Source organism: Pseudomonas sp. Sample_10 (assembly GCF_004321495.1).
Classification (GTDB): Bacteria; Pseudomonadota; Gammaproteobacteria; order Pseudomonadales; family Pseudomonadaceae; genus Aquipseudomonas.
The window spans coordinates 100,816-116,237 of the sequence record NZ_RCOE01000034.1 but is presented as its reverse complement, the minus strand read 5'-3'; the positions used below and the strand labels follow the sequence as shown (position 1 = coordinate 116,237).

At 60.0% G+C, this 15,422-nt stretch carries 16 protein-coding genes; 7 read left to right on the top strand and 9 right to left on the bottom strand.

Annotated features, from left to right (window positions below):
* Positions 1-196: 196 nt before the first annotated feature.
* Positions 197-2,797 carry a bifunctional aconitate hydratase 2/2-methylisocitrate dehydratase gene (gene acnB / locus D8U18_RS02755; protein WP_131107012.1) on the bottom strand — a complete coding sequence of 867 codons (2,601 nt, stop codon included), beginning with the start codon at positions 2,795-2,797 and terminating at the stop codon, positions 197-199.
* Positions 2,798-3,254: 457 nt separating this feature from the next.
* On the opposite strand from acnB, the gene D8U18_RS02750 reads away from it, so the two are divergent.
* Positions 3,255-3,725 carry a DUF1289 domain-containing protein gene (locus D8U18_RS02750; protein ID WP_056854460.1) on the top strand — a complete coding sequence of 157 codons (471 nt, stop codon included), beginning with the start codon at positions 3,255-3,257 and terminating at the stop codon, positions 3,723-3,725.
* A 97-nt stretch (positions 3,726-3,822) separates the two neighbouring features.
* Here D8U18_RS02750 and D8U18_RS02745 read toward each other — a convergent pair whose 3' ends face one another.
* A complete protein-coding gene (locus D8U18_RS02745) occupies positions 3,823-4,686 on the bottom strand; it encodes a universal stress protein (RefSeq protein WP_056855581.1) in 864 nt (287 codons plus the stop codon).
* A gap of 162 nt (positions 4,687-4,848) precedes the next feature.
* On the opposite strand from D8U18_RS02745, the gene miaE reads away from it, so the two are divergent.
* A complete protein-coding gene (gene miaE, locus D8U18_RS02740; RefSeq protein ID WP_056855580.1) occupies positions 4,849-5,457 on the top strand; it encodes a tRNA isopentenyl-2-thiomethyl-A-37 hydroxylase MiaE in 609 nt (202 codons plus the stop codon).
* 23 nt (positions 5,458-5,480) lie between these two features.
* Here the strand turns inward: miaE and D8U18_RS02735 are convergent, their stop codons facing one another.
* The 5 genes from D8U18_RS02735 to D8U18_RS02715 form a co-directional block, all read right to left on the bottom strand.
* Positions 5,481-5,969 carry a GFA family protein gene (locus D8U18_RS02735; RefSeq protein WP_056855579.1) on the bottom strand — a complete coding sequence of 163 codons (489 nt, stop codon included), beginning with the start codon at positions 5,967-5,969 and terminating at the stop codon, positions 5,481-5,483.
* A gap of 81 nt (positions 5,970-6,050) precedes the next feature.
* A complete protein-coding gene (locus tag D8U18_RS02730; protein WP_131106950.1) occupies positions 6,051-6,668 on the bottom strand; it encodes a DNA-3-methyladenine glycosylase in 618 nt (205 codons plus the stop codon).
* 36 nt (positions 6,669-6,704) lie between these two features.
* Entirely contained in the window at positions 6,705-7,787 is a 1,083-nt protein-coding gene (locus D8U18_RS02725) for a bifunctional transcriptional activator/DNA repair protein Ada (RefSeq protein ID WP_131106949.1), read from the bottom strand.
* Positions 7,788-7,860: 73 nt separating this feature from the next.
* Entirely contained in the window at positions 7,861-8,481 is a 621-nt protein-coding gene (locus tag D8U18_RS02720; RefSeq protein ID WP_056855577.1) for a LysE family translocator, read from the bottom strand.
* A gap of 87 nt (positions 8,482-8,568) precedes the next feature.
* Positions 8,569-9,465 (bottom strand): DMT family transporter, encoded by an 897-nt coding sequence (locus D8U18_RS02715; protein WP_131106948.1) that lies wholly within the window; start codon positions 9,463-9,465, stop codon positions 8,569-8,571.
* Positions 9,466-9,555: 90 nt separating this feature from the next.
* Here D8U18_RS02715 and D8U18_RS02710 point away from each other — a divergent pair, with 90 nt between their 5' ends.
* A complete protein-coding gene (locus D8U18_RS02710; RefSeq protein WP_131106947.1) occupies positions 9,556-10,887 on the top strand; it encodes a PLP-dependent aminotransferase family protein in 1,332 nt (443 codons plus the stop codon).
* Positions 10,888-10,977: 90 nt separating this feature from the next.
* Positions 10,978-11,565, top strand: coding sequence for a LysE family translocator (locus tag D8U18_RS02705; RefSeq protein WP_130930776.1), 588 nt, complete (start codon positions 10,978-10,980; stop codon positions 11,563-11,565).
* Here D8U18_RS02705 and D8U18_RS02700 read toward each other — a convergent pair whose 3' ends face one another.
* Together D8U18_RS02700 and D8U18_RS02695 are read right to left on the bottom strand one after the other, a co-directional pair.
* Positions 11,566-12,399 (bottom strand): AraC family transcriptional regulator, encoded by an 834-nt coding sequence (locus tag D8U18_RS02700; RefSeq protein ID WP_056855573.1) that lies wholly within the window; start codon positions 12,397-12,399, stop codon positions 11,566-11,568.
* Positions 12,400-12,432: 33 nt separating this feature from the next.
* Entirely contained in the window at positions 12,433-12,936 is a 504-nt protein-coding gene (locus tag D8U18_RS02695) for a VOC family protein (RefSeq protein ID WP_056855572.1), read from the bottom strand.
* Positions 12,937-13,201: 265 nt separating this feature from the next.
* On the opposite strand from D8U18_RS02695, the gene D8U18_RS02690 reads away from it, so the two are divergent.
* The 3 genes from D8U18_RS02690 (at position 13,202) to D8U18_RS02675 (ending at position 15,415) form a co-directional block, all read left to right on the top strand.
* Entirely contained in the window at positions 13,202-13,450 is a 249-nt protein-coding gene (locus D8U18_RS02690; RefSeq protein ID WP_056855571.1) for a hypothetical protein, read from the top strand.
* Entirely contained in the window at positions 13,450-14,604 is a 1,155-nt protein-coding gene (locus tag D8U18_RS02685) for an NnrS family protein (protein WP_131106946.1), read from the top strand. Before D8U18_RS02690 ends, D8U18_RS02685 begins: the two co-directional genes overlap by 1 nt.
* A gap of 355 nt (positions 14,605-14,959) precedes the next feature.
* Entirely contained in the window at positions 14,960-15,415 is a 456-nt protein-coding gene (locus tag D8U18_RS02675; RefSeq protein ID WP_056855569.1) for a (2Fe-2S)-binding protein, read from the top strand.
* Positions 15,416-15,422: the final 7 nt, after the last annotated feature.

Below are 15,422 nucleotides of genomic sequence, written 5' to 3'. Positions count from 1 at the left end.
TGATCGTTCCCACGCTCTGCGTGGGAATGCCTCAAGGGACGCTCCGCGTTCCAGCTCTCGAAAGGGACGCGGAGCGTCCTGGGTTGCATTCCCACGCGGAGCGTGGGAACGATCACAGTGAAGCCCGACATTTCTTCAGGCATAAAAAAACGCCGCTCATCTCACGATGGGCGGCGTTTTTCATTGCGTTACACCGTTAGGCTTGAACGACCGGGATGTTGGCGTTCGCAGCCGCTTCACGGAACTCGGCGATCTGGTCGAAGGACAGGTAGCGGTAGACATCGGCCGCCATGCTGTCGATCTTGCCAGCGTATTCCATGTACTCCTCGACGGTCGGCAGGCGACCCAGGATGGAAGCCACGGACGCCAGTTCGGCCGAAGCCAGGTAGACGTTCGCGCCGTCACCCAGACGGTTCGGGAAGTTACGGGTCGAAGTCGACACGACAGTCGAGTTCGGCTCTACACGTGCCTGGTTACCCATGCACAGCGAGCAGCCTGGCATTTCCATGCGTGCGCCGGCCTTGCCGTAGATGCCGTAGTAGCCTTCTTCGGTCAGCTGGTGAGCGTCCATCTTGGTCGGCGGCGACAGCCACAGACGAGTTGGCAGCTGACCCTTGACCTGATCCAGCAGCTTGCCGGCGGCGCGGAAGTGACCGATGTTGGTCATGCACGAACCGATGAACACTTCGTCGATCTTCTCGCCAGCAACGCTGGAGAGCAGACGGGCGTCGTCCGGGTCGTTCGGCGCGCAGAGTACAGGCTCCTTGATGTCGGCCAGGTCGATTTCGATGATTTCGGCGTATTCGGCGTCAGCATCGGCTTCCATCAGCTCAGGGTTGGCGATCCAGGCTTCCATCGCTTGCGCGCGGCGTTCCAGGGTACGCACATCACCGTAGCCTTCGCCGATCATCCAGCGCAGCAGGGTGATGTTGGACTGCAGGTACTCGGTGATCGAATCTTTGGACAGCTTGATGGTGCAACCGGCAGCCGAACGTTCGGCCGAGGCGTCGGACAGTTCGAAAGCCTGTTCGATGCTCAGGTTGTCCAGGCCTTCGATTTCCAGGATGCGGCCGGAGAAGGCGTTTTTCTTGCCCTTCTTCTCGACGGTCAACAGACCTTTCTGGATCGCGAAGTAAGGAATGGCGTGAACCAGGTCACGCAGGGTGACGCCCGGTTGCATCTTGCCTTTGAAGCGCACCAGGATCGATTCCGGCATGTCCAGCGGCATGACGCCAGTGGCAGCGGCGAACGCAACCAGACCGGAACCGGCCGGGAACGAAATGCCCATCGGGAAACGGGTGTGGGAGTCACCACCGGTACCTACGGTGTCCGGCAGCAGCATGCGGTTCAGCCACGAGTGGATGATGCCGTCGCCCGGACGCAGGGAAACACCGCCGCGGGTCATGATGAAGTCAGGCAGGGTGTGGTGGGTGGTCACGTCGATCGGCTTTGGATAAGCCGCGGTGTGGCAGAACGACTGCATTACCAGATCAGCGGAGAAGCCCAGGCACGCCAGGTCTTTCAGTTCATCACGGGTCATCGGACCGGTGGTGTCCTGGGAGCCCACGGTGGTCATCTTCGGTTCGCAGTAGGTGCCAGGACGCACACCGGCTACGCCGCACGCCTTGCCGACCATTTTCTGCGCCAGGGTGAAACCCTTGGTGCTTTCGGCCGGGGCTTCAGGCTTCTTGAACAGGTCGAACGGTGGCAGGCCCAGCTCGGCACGCGCCTTCTCGGTCAGGCCACGGCCGATGATCAGCGGAATACGGCCGCCGGCGCGAACTTCGTCCAACAGCACCGGAGTCTTCATTTCGAAGGTGGTCAGGACTTCGTCGGTGCCGTGCTTGCAGACTTTGCCAGCATGCGGGTACAGGTCGATCACGTCGCCCATGTGCATGTTGGAAACGTCGAATTCGATTGGCAGTGCGCCGGCATCTTCCATGGTGTTGTAGAAGATCGGGGCGATCTTGCTGCCGAAGCAGAAACCACCGGCACGCTTGTTCGGCACGTACGGAACGTCGTCGCCGAAGAACCACAGAACGGAGTTGGTGGCCGATTTACGCGAAGAACCGGTACCGACCACGTCACCGACGTAGGCGATAGGGAAGCCGGCATTGCGCATTTCTTCGATCTGCTTCATTGGGCCGGTGACGCCTTGTGCGTCAGGCACGATGCCGTCGCGAGCCATTTTCAGCATGGCCAGGGCGTGCAGCGGGATGTCCGGGCGGGACCAGGCATCGGGAGCAGGGGAGAGGTCGTCGGTGTTGGTTTCGCCAGTGACCTTGAACACGCGCAGGCTGATCTTGTCGGCCAGGGTCGGGCGGTTCTTGAACCACTCGCCATCAGCCCAGGATTGCAGCACGCCTTGGGCGTGAGCGTTGCCTTTCTTGGCACGTTCAGCAACGTCGTGGAACGCATCGAACATCAGCAGGGTGTGCTTGAGTTCTTCGGCCGCTACTGGTGCCAGTTCGGCGTCGTCCAGCAGGTTGACCAGGGTCACGATGTTGTAGCCGCCCTGCATGGTGCCGAGCAGTTCTACAGCGCGCTTCTTGTCGATCAGGGGGGATTTGGCTTCGCCCTTGGCGATGGCAGACAGGAAACCGGCCTTGACATAGGCGGCTTCGTCCACGCCAGGCGGAACGCGATTGGTGATCAGGTCAACGAGGAATGCTTCTTCGCCAGCCGGGGGATTTTTCAGCAGCTCGACCAGGCCTGCAGTTTGTTCGGCGTTAAGCGGCTGGGGAACGATACCCAGTGCTGCGCGCTCTTCGATATGTTTGCGGTAGGCTTCAAGCACAGTTATTACCCTCATCAGTGGTCCCAAATGGGTGTCCGGGACGCTCATCCCGAAATTGCCGTACTCATGCGCTGCATGGCGTTGTGAGCCACTTAGCCAGAATTACCGACAATTCCTTACAGAAGCTGCTTTCAAAGTTTTACGCCTGCAGAACGGGAGCTGATGAGGGTTGGCGTTGGGCTTTTCCCCGCTGGAAAAACCCCTCGCCAACACCGCTCTGAAGGAACGACTGTGCTCGTGACGCTTTGAAAACAGCTTCTAACGGACATTGGCGCCTAAAAAGGCAGGCTGATTCTACGGCAAAAAAAAATTAAAGGTAAGTCAGGGTTTATTGGACTTTGGTGGTGACGCCCGGCAAAGGTCCGTTGCCCCTGACCCTTCAACTTTGAGGGGTGATGAATATCGGACAAAGGGCTAACATGCCGGCCTGTTTTGCTTTTTCGCGTTTTACCTACCTATGCCCAATCAGACCATCAAGACGCCCTGCGTCGGCCTTTGCTCCACTGTCTACGGTGACCTGGTGTGCCGTGGCTGCAAGCGGTTCCACCATGAAGTGATTCACTGGAACGGTTACAACGAGGAAGAAAAGCGCGCGGTGTGGTTGCGTCTGGAGCAGCTTTTGTCCCAGGTAATGGCTGCCAAGGTGGAGATTTTCGACCCGGCGCTGCTACGAACCCAGCTGGAACAACGCAAGATCCGCTTTGTGCCCCATCAGTCGGAATATTGCTGGGCTTACCAGTTGATCGCGCGGGGCGCACGGGTCATCAACAACCTGGAAGCCTATGGCATGGTGTTGCTGCCGGAGTTCCGCGATTGGAACCTGCCGGAATTGCGCGATGCAATCGACCGGGAGTTTTTCCTGCTGTCCGAGGCGCATTATCAGCGCTATATCGCCCCGGGTTTCCTCAAGGACGCGTTTGGCGGTTGAGAAAGCTTCGCGGGCAAGCCTCGCTCCTACAAGGGCACTCGCGGACCTGTAGGAGCGAGGCTTGCCCGCGAAGACGATCTAACCGACGCGACACCTCTCAATGCTTTGCTGCAATCTCTTCCAGATGATCCTCGACCTCTTGAGGCTTGAGCACCAGCACATCGCTTTCCACCGCATCCAGCACCACTTCCGCGGTATTGCCGATCAGCGTCCCCGATAACCCGGTACGCGCCACCGTGCCAATCACCGTCACGGCCGCCTGCAGCTTGTGCACCATGAACGGAATCAACACATCCGCCGGCCCTTCGGCGATGTGCAGGTGATCGTTGTCGATGTCGAACTCCGCCTGGAACGCCCTGCATTGCTCGCGATAGCGCGCCTCGATGGTTTCGCTGAGCTGCAACGTCGGATCGGACGCCGACAGCATCGGCGAGGGATGGGCGCTGATGACGTGCAGATGCGCTTTGGCCAGGCTGGCGATGTCATAGCCGTAATCGATGATGGTGTTGTGCAGGTGACGGTGTTCGGGGTCGGTGTTGCCGACGTCGACGGCCGCCAGAATCACCTTGTCCTTCCACGAACCTGAAGTCTTCACCAGCAGCACCGGAGTAGGGCAGTGGCGCAGCAATTTCCAGTCTGCGGGGGTCAGCAGTGCCTTTTTCAGTGCGCTGTCAGGGAAATGCTGCTTGATCACCAGGCCACAACCTTCGGCCTGCTGCACATCGACGATGGTTTCGTGCAGGCTCTGATTCCAGGCCTGTTCGGTGGTGACGCTGTAGCCGTCCTCCAGCAATGCGGCCTTGAGCACCCCCAGCATGCCGCTGTGATCATGCTTGGGGTCGCACACCAACAAGTGCAAATGCGCCTGCGTTACCCCGGCAATCAACTTGGCTCGTTTGAGTGCCAGGCTTTCCGAATGTTCGGGCTCGATGACCACCAGAATGCTGCGAATGGCTTGCATGATCGGGATCTCCTGAAAATGAATAAGCATGGCGTTGCTCAACTATAGTTGCTGCCCGGCATTCAGCGACTTGATGCATATCAACGGTCGGTGTCTGGTGGTCTGCCGACAGGCCGGTATAATCGGCGCCCTTCGTTTTGAACCTTTTATCCCGTGGGCCACATGATCCTTCCCGAAATTCACGAGTTCCTTGGCTGTCGCACCCCTGACGGCTGGGTCCAGGCCGCGCTGGCCGATCAGGAAACCTTGCTGATCGACCATAAGAATTGCGAGTTCAAGGCTGCCAGCACCGCGCTGAGCCTGATTGCCAAATATCACTCCCACGTCGATCTGATCAATATGATGTCACGGCTTGCCCGTGAAGAGCTGGTGCATCACGAGCAAGTCATGCGTTTGATGAAAAAGCGCAAGATCGAACTGCGTCAGCTGTCCGCCGGGCGTTACGCGTCGGGCCTGCGCAAAGTAGTGCGCAGTCACGAACCGGTGAAACTGGTCGATACGCTGGTGGTCGGCGCGTTCATCGAAGCCCGCAGTTGCGAGCGTTTCGAGGCATTGGTACCGCATCTGGACGAAGAACTGGGCAAGTTCTATTTCGGCTTGCTCAAAAGCGAAGCCCGGCACTTCCAGGGATATCTGAAACTGGCTTACCAGTACGGGGATGCCAAGGACATTGCCCAGGTGATCGACAGGGTTCGCGCCGCCGAGCAGGCGCTTATCGAGTCGGCGGATGTGGAGTTCCGGTTCCACAGCGGCGTGCCGGTAGCCGCATAATCAAAAGATCGCACCGCTGACACTCAGCCACTCAACCCCAACCGTTCATGCCATTGGGCAATCGACTCTTCGGGATAAACATCAAACTGTTTGTCACCCGGTTCGACCTCTGCCTCGACCCAGGACGCTTTTGAACTGAGCATTAAATGCGTATGCACCGGCGGCACCGGCAGCGGTGTGTCGATGGCTGACGCAAACGGGTGAATCAGTTCCGGCCATTCAGGGCTGAACAGCCACAATCCCGAGCCGCAAACCGAACAAAAATGGCGCTCGGCAGTGCTGCGGTGCGCCCGTTTTTCGCCGTCGCCCTTGAGCAGCGCATGGTAAATCGCGATGTTCTTGCGCCCGCGCACTTTCAGGCTGTTGGCGTCACCGGCGATATTGATCGAATAGCCGCCACCGCCCTGGGTCTTGCGGCAGATCGAACAGTAGCAACGTTGATAAGGGTAAGGGTGGGCGCTGGTCAGGCTGAACGACACCGCACCGCAATGGCAGGAACCTTCGAGTTGCATGGCGACCTCCGGCAGGCCATGGGTTTATCCCTTGAGCCTAGACCGGTACCAGAATCGTAGCGCCTGTCGCGAGCAGTTTCTCTATTTGCCCGCCACCCGCCACAAATACCACGCAGCGACCGTCCGATAAGGGCTCCACGCCAGTCCGATCTCGATCATCTGTTTGCGCGTCGGCTGTACGTCCAGACCTTTGAGTCGGCGATAACCCTCGCGGACCCCGAAATCGTCAGCCGGCAGGATATCCGGTCGATCCAGGCTGTAAATCAGCAGCATTTCAACGGTCCAGCGACCCACGCCGCGCAGGGTGATCAAGCGTTCGATCAACGCTTCATCATCCATGGCCAGCGCCGTGGTGTAATCCGGCACCACGCCATCCAGTGCCGCTTGGGCGATGCCCTGGATGGTCGCGATCTTGCTGGCGGAAAAACCGCAACTGCGCATTCGCTCGAAATCTGTGAGAAGCAACTGCTCAGGGCGAGGAAATGCCTGCCCGGGAAACAACGCCAGCAACCGCCCGACAATCGCATCACCGGCCCTGGCGTGCAGTTGCTGGTAGGCAATCGCCCGCACCAGCGATTCGTAGGGATCACGGGCGGCGTGGGGTTGATGCCGGCACGGGCCGACGGCGGCGACATGGCGCCGCCAGTCGTCGTCGATGGACGCGAGGAACTGCGTGGCGGGCATATAGGGGTCGGGCATCAATCATCCTTGCGTACTGACGAACACGGCTTGCGATCAGAAAGCCAATTGCCGGGTGATCTGGTCGGCGGCGCTTTCGAGTCTGAGCAAAAACGCCTTGCGCGGTTGTCCGCCACCATAGCCGGTCAATGAGCCGTCCGCCCCGATCACCCGATGACAAGGCACCACAATCGAAAGACGGTTCTGTCCATTGGCCAGGCCGACCGCACGACTGGCGCCGGGCTTGCCCAGCCTGGCCGCGATGGCGCCGTAAGTGGTGGTCTTGCCGTAGGGAATGAGTGCCAGCTCAGCCCAGACCTGCCGACTGAACTCGCTCCCGGGCAGGTGCAGCGCAACGTTGAATTGCGTCAGTTGGCCAGCGAAGTACTGCGCCAGTTCCTGTTCGATCTGCTGCAAATGCCCATTGTGCCCAGGCGCCACGGCGTAGCCATAACGGCGCTGCAATTGCTCGACTTCCCGGGTCAGCGCCGGACGGTCGAGAAACTCCAGCAATACTAGGCCACGACGTTCGGCCATGGCGATCATCGGCCCCAGCGGGGTCGTCAGGCGCGTGAACAACAAGGGCTCGCTGTTGGCGGCGCGTCCCGGGGTGATGTGAAACGACTTTTGAAAGGCATCGCGAAAGCCGCTCAGTGATTCGTAGCCGGAGTCGAACGCGGCGCTGTCGATGGAATCGCCCTGTTTGATTCCACCCAATGCCATGCCCAGGCGCCGGGTGCGCAACCAGGAGTGGAAGGTCATGCCGAAGTGCTGTTTGAACCAGCGACGCAGCTTCAGCGGCTCGATCCCTTCGGCCAGCAGTTGGGCGTCGGTCCAGCGCTGCTCGGGGTCGGCGTCCACCGACTTGAGCAGGTTCTGCACCCAGTCCGGCGCTATGGCGGCAGCGTCCAGTGGCTTGCACCGCAGGCAGGCGCGGTAGCCCGCCGACAAGCATTCATCGGCGTGGGCGAAAAACTCGACGTTTTCCGGTTTAGGTTTGCGCGCCGTGCAACTGGGGCGACAGAAAATCCCGGTTGTCTTGACCGCAGTAAAGAACACCCCCTCGTAGGCGGTGTCGCGTTCGAGCATGGCGCGGACCATCTCGGCATGGGGCGGAAGTAGCGTGCTTTGTAGGTTCATGAGCCCAGCATAGTGCGCGACATCGACAGCCTCCACCGCAAAATCGACAGAGAATTGCGCGCACACCCGTTCCTCAGGTGCGGCGTGCCAGCAGTAAAACTGAGGCCGCCGCCGACAACAGACCGGCGCAGCAGCGATTGAACATCCGTTTGCCCGACGGTTTGGCAAACCAGCGACGCATGTGCAGACCCATGTAGGCATAGGCCGCGATAGCAACCCATTCGAGCATCAGGAACAACGCGCCCAGCACGGCAAATTGCGGCGTGATGGCGCGGGTCGAATCGACAAACTGCGGCAGGAATGCCGTGAAGATCAGGATCGCTTTGGGGTTGCCCGCCGCCACCAGGAATTCCTGCCGTGCCAGTGCCAGCATGCCGACCGGCGCACCGGTTACCAGGCTTTCTGCCCCAGGATCTGCTCGCCACAGCTGCCAGGCGAGATAGAACAGATACGCTGCGCCGAGAATCTTGATCCCGTAGAACAACAGCTCGGAGGTTTGCAACACCACCGCCAGGCCCGCCGAGGCGAGGGCAATCATTGCGGCGAATGCCAGCAAGCGCCCGATCCCGGCCAGGCAAGCGGTGCGGTAGCCATAACGGGTCGAATTGCTGACCGACAGCAAGTTGTTCGGGCCGGGCGCCATGTTCAGGGCGAAGCAGGCCGGGAGAAAGAGGCTAAGGGTGGCGAGGTCCATGGGGCAGGTTCCAGTTGCGAGAGCGGTATTTTTATCACAGCTGCCGCAACCTCGGACCCGTACAGTCACCGGCAAATTGGCCGAACATCATCGGGCGAATTTCTTGGCCCCGGCGACACACAGGATCACCGCGACCGTTACCCCAAGCATGCCGATGCTGACGTGTTCATGCAGCAGGGTTGCCGCCAGCGCCAGGCCAAAGAACGGCTGCAGCAGTTGCAGTTGACCGACAGCGGCAATCCCGCCCTGGGCGAGGCCGCGATACCAGAAAACGAAGCCAATCAGCATGCTGAACAGCGACACGTAAGCCAGGCTGAACCAGGCCGGTGTGCTGATGCCGTTGAACGACGCCGGCATCCGCCACCAGGCCAGTGCCGCCATGACCGGCAGTGCGAGCACCAGCGCCCAGGAAATCACCTGCCAACCACCCAGCGTGCGGGACAGCTTGGCGCCTTCGGCATACCCAAGGCCACAGGCGAGGATCGCCAACAACATCAGGATGTCGCCTTGAGGTGAAGCGCTCAGGCCTTGTGACGCGGCAAAACCAACCACCAGCAGACTGCCGAGCACCGAGAACAACCAGAACACTGGCCGTGGCCGTTCGCCACCGCGCAACACGCCGAACACCGCGGTGGCGAGAGGCAGCAGGCCGACAAACACAATGGAATGTGCCGATGTCACGTATTGCAGTGCCAGCGCGGTCAACAGCGGAAAACCCACCACGACGCCCAGAGCCACGATGATCAGCGGCACCAGCTGATGGCGCGCGGGGCGTTGTTCCTTGAACAACAGCAGCAGGCACAGCGCCAGAAGTGCGGCGAGGGTGGCGCGGGCCACGGTGAGGAACACCGGATCGAATTCCAGCACCGCCACCCGCGTTGCCGGCAGTGAGCCGCTGAAAATCACCACGCCGATCAGGCCATTGATCCAGCCGCTGGCATTGCTGTCCAGCGTGCGGTTATGCAGGTTCGAAGTCCTTTCCATGTTCGCTCTCACTCATTGTTTGATTGCACGAAAGTCATGGTAGGGTTGGCAATCGATACAATCAAAAAATTGTCATGGATACATCGCCTCATGCCGAAATCCCGCTATAAAAGCCTGGTTGACAGCTTTGCCGCCGACATTCGCGCGGGGCGTTTGCCGCCGGGTACACGGCTGCCGACCCACCGCCAACTCGCCACCGAGCATGGCCTGGCGCTGGTCACCGCCAGCCGGGTGTATGCCGAGCTTGAAGGCATGGGGCTGGTCAGTGGTGAAACCGGGCGCGGGACCTTTGTCCGGGAGACATCGCTGCCGCCTGGCCAGGGCATTTCGCAATCCGTGGTAGCGGCGGGGATGATCGACCTGAACTTCAACTATCCATCGCTGCCGGGCCAGGCCGACCTGTTGCGCCAGGCATTGCGTCAACTGGCATTGTCCGGGGACCTGGAGTCGTTGTTGCGTTATCAGCCCCACGCCGGGCGCTTGCACGAGCGGGCCTCGGTTGCACGCCACCTGGGTGAGCGCGGAGTGAACGTACCGGCCGAACAGGTACTGATCGTCAGTGGTGCCCAGCATGGATTGGCCGTGGTGATGATGACGTTGCTCAAACCCGGCGACGTGATTGCCGCTGATGCGTTGACCTATCCCGGGTTCAAGACCTTGGCCGAAACACTGCACCTGGAGGTTTTGCCCATTCCTGTCACGGACAAGGGACCGGATCTGTCAGCCCTGGACAAACTGTGCCGCAGTCGTCCGGTGCGGGCGGTGTACTCGATGCCAACCTTGCACAATCCGCTGGGTTGGGTGATGGACGCCGAGCAGCGTGAGCGACTTGTAGCGATTGCGCGTCAGCATGACCTGATGATCATCGAGGACGCGGCCTACGCATTTCTCGCCGAGAACCCGCCACCACCGCTGGCTGAAATGGCGCCGGAAAGAACCGCGTACGTTAGCGGTTTATCGAAGAACATTGCCACCGGATTGCGCGTCGGTTTTATCGCAGCCCCCACTCACTGGATCGCGGGATTTGAACGCACCGTGATGGCGACGACCTGGAACACGCCGGGGGTGGTGACGGCTATCGCCACGGCCTGGCTGGATGACGGCACGGTGTACCAACTGGAAGCACAAAAACGTGCGGATGCGCAGGCCCGGCAGGCCATTGCCCGCGAGGTGCTGGCGGGCCTGAGCATGGTCAGCCATCCGTCTTCGTATTTCGTCTGGCTGCCGTTGTCCGAAGACGCCCGGGCCGACCGGATCGCCATGGCGCTGATGCGCGAACAAGTGTCGGTGTCGCCTGCCGAGCCCTTCGCAATCACCCCGCATGTACCTCACGCCATTCGCCTGGCGCTGGGTTCGGTAGACATGGATTCCCTGCGTCAGGCATTGATCAAAGTGAAGAGGGTGGTTGGCTACTTCGCCTGACGGTTGATCTGAGGGTAGTTTTGTTCAATACGCGCACCACCGGGCGCTTTACCGTGGCGCCTGGTTCATTTGACTGAAAGTAGGTGTGCGATGAGTTTGATCATGTCCATGGCGGCATTTGCGTTGGCCGCTTCGATCACCCCGGGGCCGGTGAATATCGTGGCCTTGAGTTCCGGGGCGCGCTTCGGTTTCAAGGCCAGCCAACGGCACGTGGCCGGGGCGACCCTGGGATTCGTATTGCTGTTGGTGTTGATGGGGTTGGGCTTGCACCAGTTGCTGCAGCTTTGGCCCGCCATGACCCAAGTGGTGCAGTGGGCCGGCGTGGCATTCCTGTTGTACATGGCTTTCAAACTGGCGGCCGACGATGGGCAGCTGGAGGCGAATGATTCAGGTCGCGCGCCGTCGATGCTCTACGGCGCGGTCATGCAATGGCTCAACCCGAAGGCCTGGCTGGCCTGCGTGGCGGGCATGGGCGCGTTCGTTGCCGATGGCGAGGCGCGGTTGGTGTGGCAATTCGCGGCAATCTATCTGGTGATCTGCTATTTGTCGGTCGGCTGCTGGGCTTATGCCGGGACATTCTTGCGCGGCTATCTGAACAATCCGGCAAACATGCGCTGGTTCAACCGGAGCATGGCGTTGCTGCTGGCGGTGAGTGCGGTGTACCTGCTACTCCCTTGATCAACCGCGATACTGACCTGGCGTCGCTGCCAGATGCTGCTTGAACGCCCGCTGAAAATGCGCCTGATCGGCAAAACCGGCTTCCAGCGCTACCTCGGCGATCAGCTTGCCGTTACGCAACTGATCGCGGGCGAACTGGATGCGCCGGTTGACCAGGAAAGCATGGGGCGTCATGCCATAGTGCTGCCTGAACGCGCGGATCAGGTAGGACGGTGACAGCTGCGCCGCTGCGCAAATGTCTTCGAGCTTGAGCATTTGCGTGCAATGTTCGCGGATGAATTCGGCGGCGCGTTCCAGTTTGAAATTCGGTTCGCGCAATGGCTGATCGACGGGATTGAGTCGCTGTTGCACATCGCTGAAAAACTCCACCGCAGCACTGTGCTTGCGCAGCACGTCCTGTTGCTGATCGACCAGCACCTCATAAAAGCCCAGCAGACCCGCAAACAGATCGGCGTCAGCGGTATGGGTGATCGCAAAGCGGCGAAACGCCAGGTCATCGCTGAACCCCAACTGATGCTGCAAGTCGGTCAGCCATGCAGTCTCGACATACAGCATCAAGTACGACCAGGGCTCGTCATCGATCGGATTGCAGGCATGCACATCGCCTGGGTTCATCAACACCACGGTACCGGCGTTGACCTCGAGCTGCGAGTGCTCGTGGACATAGGTGCTGCGCCCGGCAGTGATCGCACCGATGGAAAAGTGCTCGTGGGAATGCCGGGTGTAGCAAACCTCGCGTCCGTCGGCGATGGCGCGTGCTTCGATGAAGGGCAGGGCGTCATCACGCCAGAAGCGCGGGGCCTTGTCGGTATCCTTGGGCTTTGAGAGCTTCATGGTCAATCCTTGGCAGGTTCGCCTCGGAGTGTATTAGCTCTCACCGTCAAAGGCTCGTTTCAGCGTGGCGATATCGAGCTTTTTCATCTGCATCATCGCGGCCATGGCGCGTTGGGATTTGTTCGTGTCCGGGTCTTTGAGCATCTCCATCATCGCCACGGGCACGATCTGCCACGACACACCGTACTTGTCTTTGAGCCAACCGCATTGCTGGGCCTCGACCGGTCCACCCGCAGACAGCCGCCCCCAGAAATGGTCGACCTCTTCCTGGGTCTGGCAGTTGACTTGAAAAGAGATCGCCTCGTTGAACTTGAACTCAGGGCCACCGTTGAGTCCGGTGAACGTCTGTCCGTCGAGTTCGAAGCTGACCGTCAGCACGGAGCCTTCGGGGTGACCATGGATTTCTTGTCCGGCCTTGCCGTAGTGCGTGATGGCGGTGATTTTTGAGTGATCGAAGATCGCGCAATAGAACTTCGCAGCCTCTTCAGCCTGGCCGTCGAACCACAGGCACGGCGTGAGTTTTTGTACGTGGAGCATGGCGGGTCTCCTTGGCAGGTTTTTGCATGCTGGACTTTCAGCGTAGCCAGCCGCGGCCTCTAGGGTGGTGCCGTAGATCGACAAGTGTGCAAGCAGATGTTGTTGGATTGAAGTCAATATGACTATTCAATGAGTCGTAAAGACTATTATAGGGCTGAGTCGTTTTGACTCGGATTTGTTAACTGATTGATTATTAACGGCTGAATTTCTGGCACGGGACTTGATACCTCTCCAGTACAACTGAACTGCTACAGGAGTACGGAAAATGTTCCATTTCTTCAGCAATCCTCAGAATGTTCTGCAGCTTTCCAGTCGCGTGCTCGTGACTGGCCTGGCGATGCTAATGGCAGGCATCTACGGCGCTTACCTCTATGAAGGCCATCTGTCGATCCTGGCGCTGGTGTCGCTGCACGCGATGACCATCGTTGGGCCGACGCTGCTGAAAATCGGCTATGTCATGCGCCTGCTGTCCCAGCACCAGTTGTACAGGCCTTTCTCGAAGGTGATGGTTTGATGCGCAAACTGGCGGCTGCGCCGATTTTCAGTCTCGGGTTTCGTCCATTCTTTCTGGCGGGCGCGGCGTTCGCTGCGTTGGCGGTGGCGATCTGGGCCTTGTGGTTGTACGGTCGATTGCCTGGCGCGCAACCGGTGGGCGGCATGCTTGCCTGGCATCGGCATGAAATGCCGTTCGGGTTCGCCGTGGCGATCATCGCCGGCTTCTTGCTGACAGCCGTACCGAACTGGACAGGTCGGCCGGGGCTCAACGGGTGGCCATTGATCGCACTGATGCTGGTGTGGCTGCTGGCGCGTCTTGCCTGGGTCCTGCCGGTGTCGCCTGCTGTGTTGCTGTTGTCGCAGCTTCCGTTTTTGCCCCTGTTGGCCTGGGTGCTGGGCCGTGATCTGGTGGCTGCCGGCAAGCGCGACAATTATCCGGTTTTGTTGATGGTGACGTTGCTGGCCGGGTGTCAGGCCATGACGCTTTGGGGCCTCTGGATCGAAGAGCTCGATCTGCAGCGGCGTGGAGTGCTGGCGGCGTTGTGGCTGATCGGTTCGTTGATGAGTGTGATTGGCGGTCGAGTCATCCCGTTCTTCATTCAGCGTGGATTGAATCGGCCGGCTTTACCGGCAGCCAATCCATGGCCGACCCGGGTCTTGTTGGTGAGTGGTTTGCTGGTCACGCTGACATTCCTGGTGGGTTTGCAGGACGTGCCCAGGCTGTGGCTGGCGGCGGTGTTTGCGCTGATGGGGTTATTGCATTCGTTTCGTCTGTGGCGCTGGCATGATCGAGGCCTGTGGCGGGTACCGCTGTTGTGGTCGTTGTATCTGTCTTACGTCTGGTTGGTGGTAGCGGTTTTTGCCATGGTGCTGTGGCACCTCGGGTTGATGGCGCAACAGAGTCTGGCCACTCATTCGCTGGCGGTCGGTGGTGCGGGTGGGTTGATTTTGGCAATGATTGCCCGGGTCAGTCTGGGGCATACCGGGCGCGCGTTGCAGCCTTCCAGGGTTGTGGTGATGGGGTTTGTGCTGATTCTGCTAGCGGGTTTGTCGCGGGTAGTGCTGGTGCCGTTTTCCGGGTTGGGAGTCGGGCTTTCGGCGTTGTTGTGGTGTTTGGCGTTTGCGGTGTTTTTATTGCGCTATACCGGGGTTTTGGTCGGGCCAAGGGTTTAGAGCTTGCGAAAATTGAGTAGGTTGACCCACCGCGTGCTCGCGAAAAACGTCCGGCCAACGCGATCATTCAGACAGTGCGCGTCATCGTTAACGTCCATCGCGGGCAAGCCCGCTCCCACAGGGACCTCTAGCGCCTCAGTCCCGTGTATGACCGGGATCACTGTGGGAGCTGGCTTGCCAGCGATGGCGGCCTGACAGGCACCACAAAACCCACCATTAGTGACCGGTGGTCGATACACCCCGGCCATCAAGTCATTTTGCGCTTAGCTGTAGGGATAACCCGAGGCGGCGCACAGGGATCAGATCACCGCAGCGACGCCCCTTCAGAACACCGTGAGTCTGAGGACCTTCGCAAATGCTGACCCTGAATATCAATGGCAAGGACCAGGAACTGGATGTCCCCGCGGATATGCCGCTGCTCTGGGTCTTGCGTGATGTTGCCCACCTGACCGGAACCAAGTTCGGCTGCGGCATGGCCCAGTGCGGTGCCTGCACCGTGCACGTCGACGGCACGCCGCTGCGTTCCTGCATCACGCCGGCCACCGCAGTGGCTCACGGGCAAAAAATCCTCACGATCGAAGGGCTCTCCCTCGACGGTTCGCACCCGGTGCAACAAGCCTGGGCCGAACTCGATGTGGTGCAGTGCGGTTACTGCCAGTCAGGGCAGATCATGTCGGCCGCGGCGTTGTTGGCGAAGATCCCGAAGCCGACCGATAGCGACATTGATCAGGCGCTGTCGGGCAATATCTGCCGCTGCGGCACTTACCCGCGGATCCGCGCCGCAGTCAAACGCGCTGCCGAGTTGGGGTGAGGTGACC

What these genes read in the sequence shown, in the direction of transcription:
- D8U18_RS02675 (WP_056855569.1), top strand. Translation starts at nt 14,960, where the DNA reads ATGCTGACCCTGAATATCAATGGCAAGGACCAGGAACTGGATGTCCCC.
- D8U18_RS02745 (WP_056855581.1), bottom strand. Translation starts at nt 4,686, where the DNA reads ATGCAAGCCATTCGCAGCATTCTGGTGGTCATCGAGCCCGAACATTCG.
- D8U18_RS02690 (WP_056855571.1), top strand. Translation starts at nt 13,202, where the DNA reads ATGTTCCATTTCTTCAGCAATCCTCAGAATGTTCTGCAGCTTTCCAGT.
- D8U18_RS02685 (WP_131106946.1), top strand. Translation starts at nt 13,450, where the DNA reads ATGCGCAAACTGGCGGCTGCGCCGATTTTCAGTCTCGGGTTTCGTCCA.
- D8U18_RS02730 (WP_131106950.1), bottom strand. Translation starts at nt 6,668, where the DNA reads ATGCCCGACCCCTATATGCCCGCCACGCAGTTCCTCGCGTCCATCGAC.
- miaE (WP_056855580.1), top strand. Translation starts at nt 4,849, where the DNA reads ATGATCCTTCCCGAAATTCACGAGTTCCTTGGCTGTCGCACCCCTGAC.
- D8U18_RS02720 (WP_056855577.1), bottom strand. Translation starts at nt 8,481, where the DNA reads ATGGACCTCGCCACCCTTAGCCTCTTTCTCCCGGCCTGCTTCGCCCTG.
- D8U18_RS02705 (WP_130930776.1), top strand. Translation starts at nt 10,978, where the DNA reads ATGAGTTTGATCATGTCCATGGCGGCATTTGCGTTGGCCGCTTCGATC.
- D8U18_RS02695 (WP_056855572.1), bottom strand. Translation starts at nt 12,936, where the DNA reads ATGCTCCACGTACAAAAACTCACGCCGTGCCTGTGGTTCGACGGCCAG.
- D8U18_RS02700 (WP_056855573.1), bottom strand. Translation starts at nt 12,399, where the DNA reads ATGAAGCTCTCAAAGCCCAAGGATACCGACAAGGCCCCGCGCTTCTGG.
- D8U18_RS02725 (WP_131106949.1), bottom strand. Translation starts at nt 7,787, where the DNA reads ATGAACCTACAAAGCACGCTACTTCCGCCCCATGCCGAGATGGTCCGC.
- D8U18_RS02750 (WP_056854460.1), top strand. Translation starts at nt 3,255, where the DNA reads ATGCCCAATCAGACCATCAAGACGCCCTGCGTCGGCCTTTGCTCCACT.
- D8U18_RS02715 (WP_131106948.1), bottom strand. Translation starts at nt 9,465, where the DNA reads ATGGAAAGGACTTCGAACCTGCATAACCGCACGCTGGACAGCAATGCC.
- D8U18_RS02710 (WP_131106947.1), top strand. Translation starts at nt 9,556, where the DNA reads ATGCCGAAATCCCGCTATAAAAGCCTGGTTGACAGCTTTGCCGCCGAC.
- D8U18_RS02735 (WP_056855579.1), bottom strand. Translation starts at nt 5,969, where the DNA reads ATGCAACTCGAAGGTTCCTGCCATTGCGGTGCGGTGTCGTTCAGCCTG.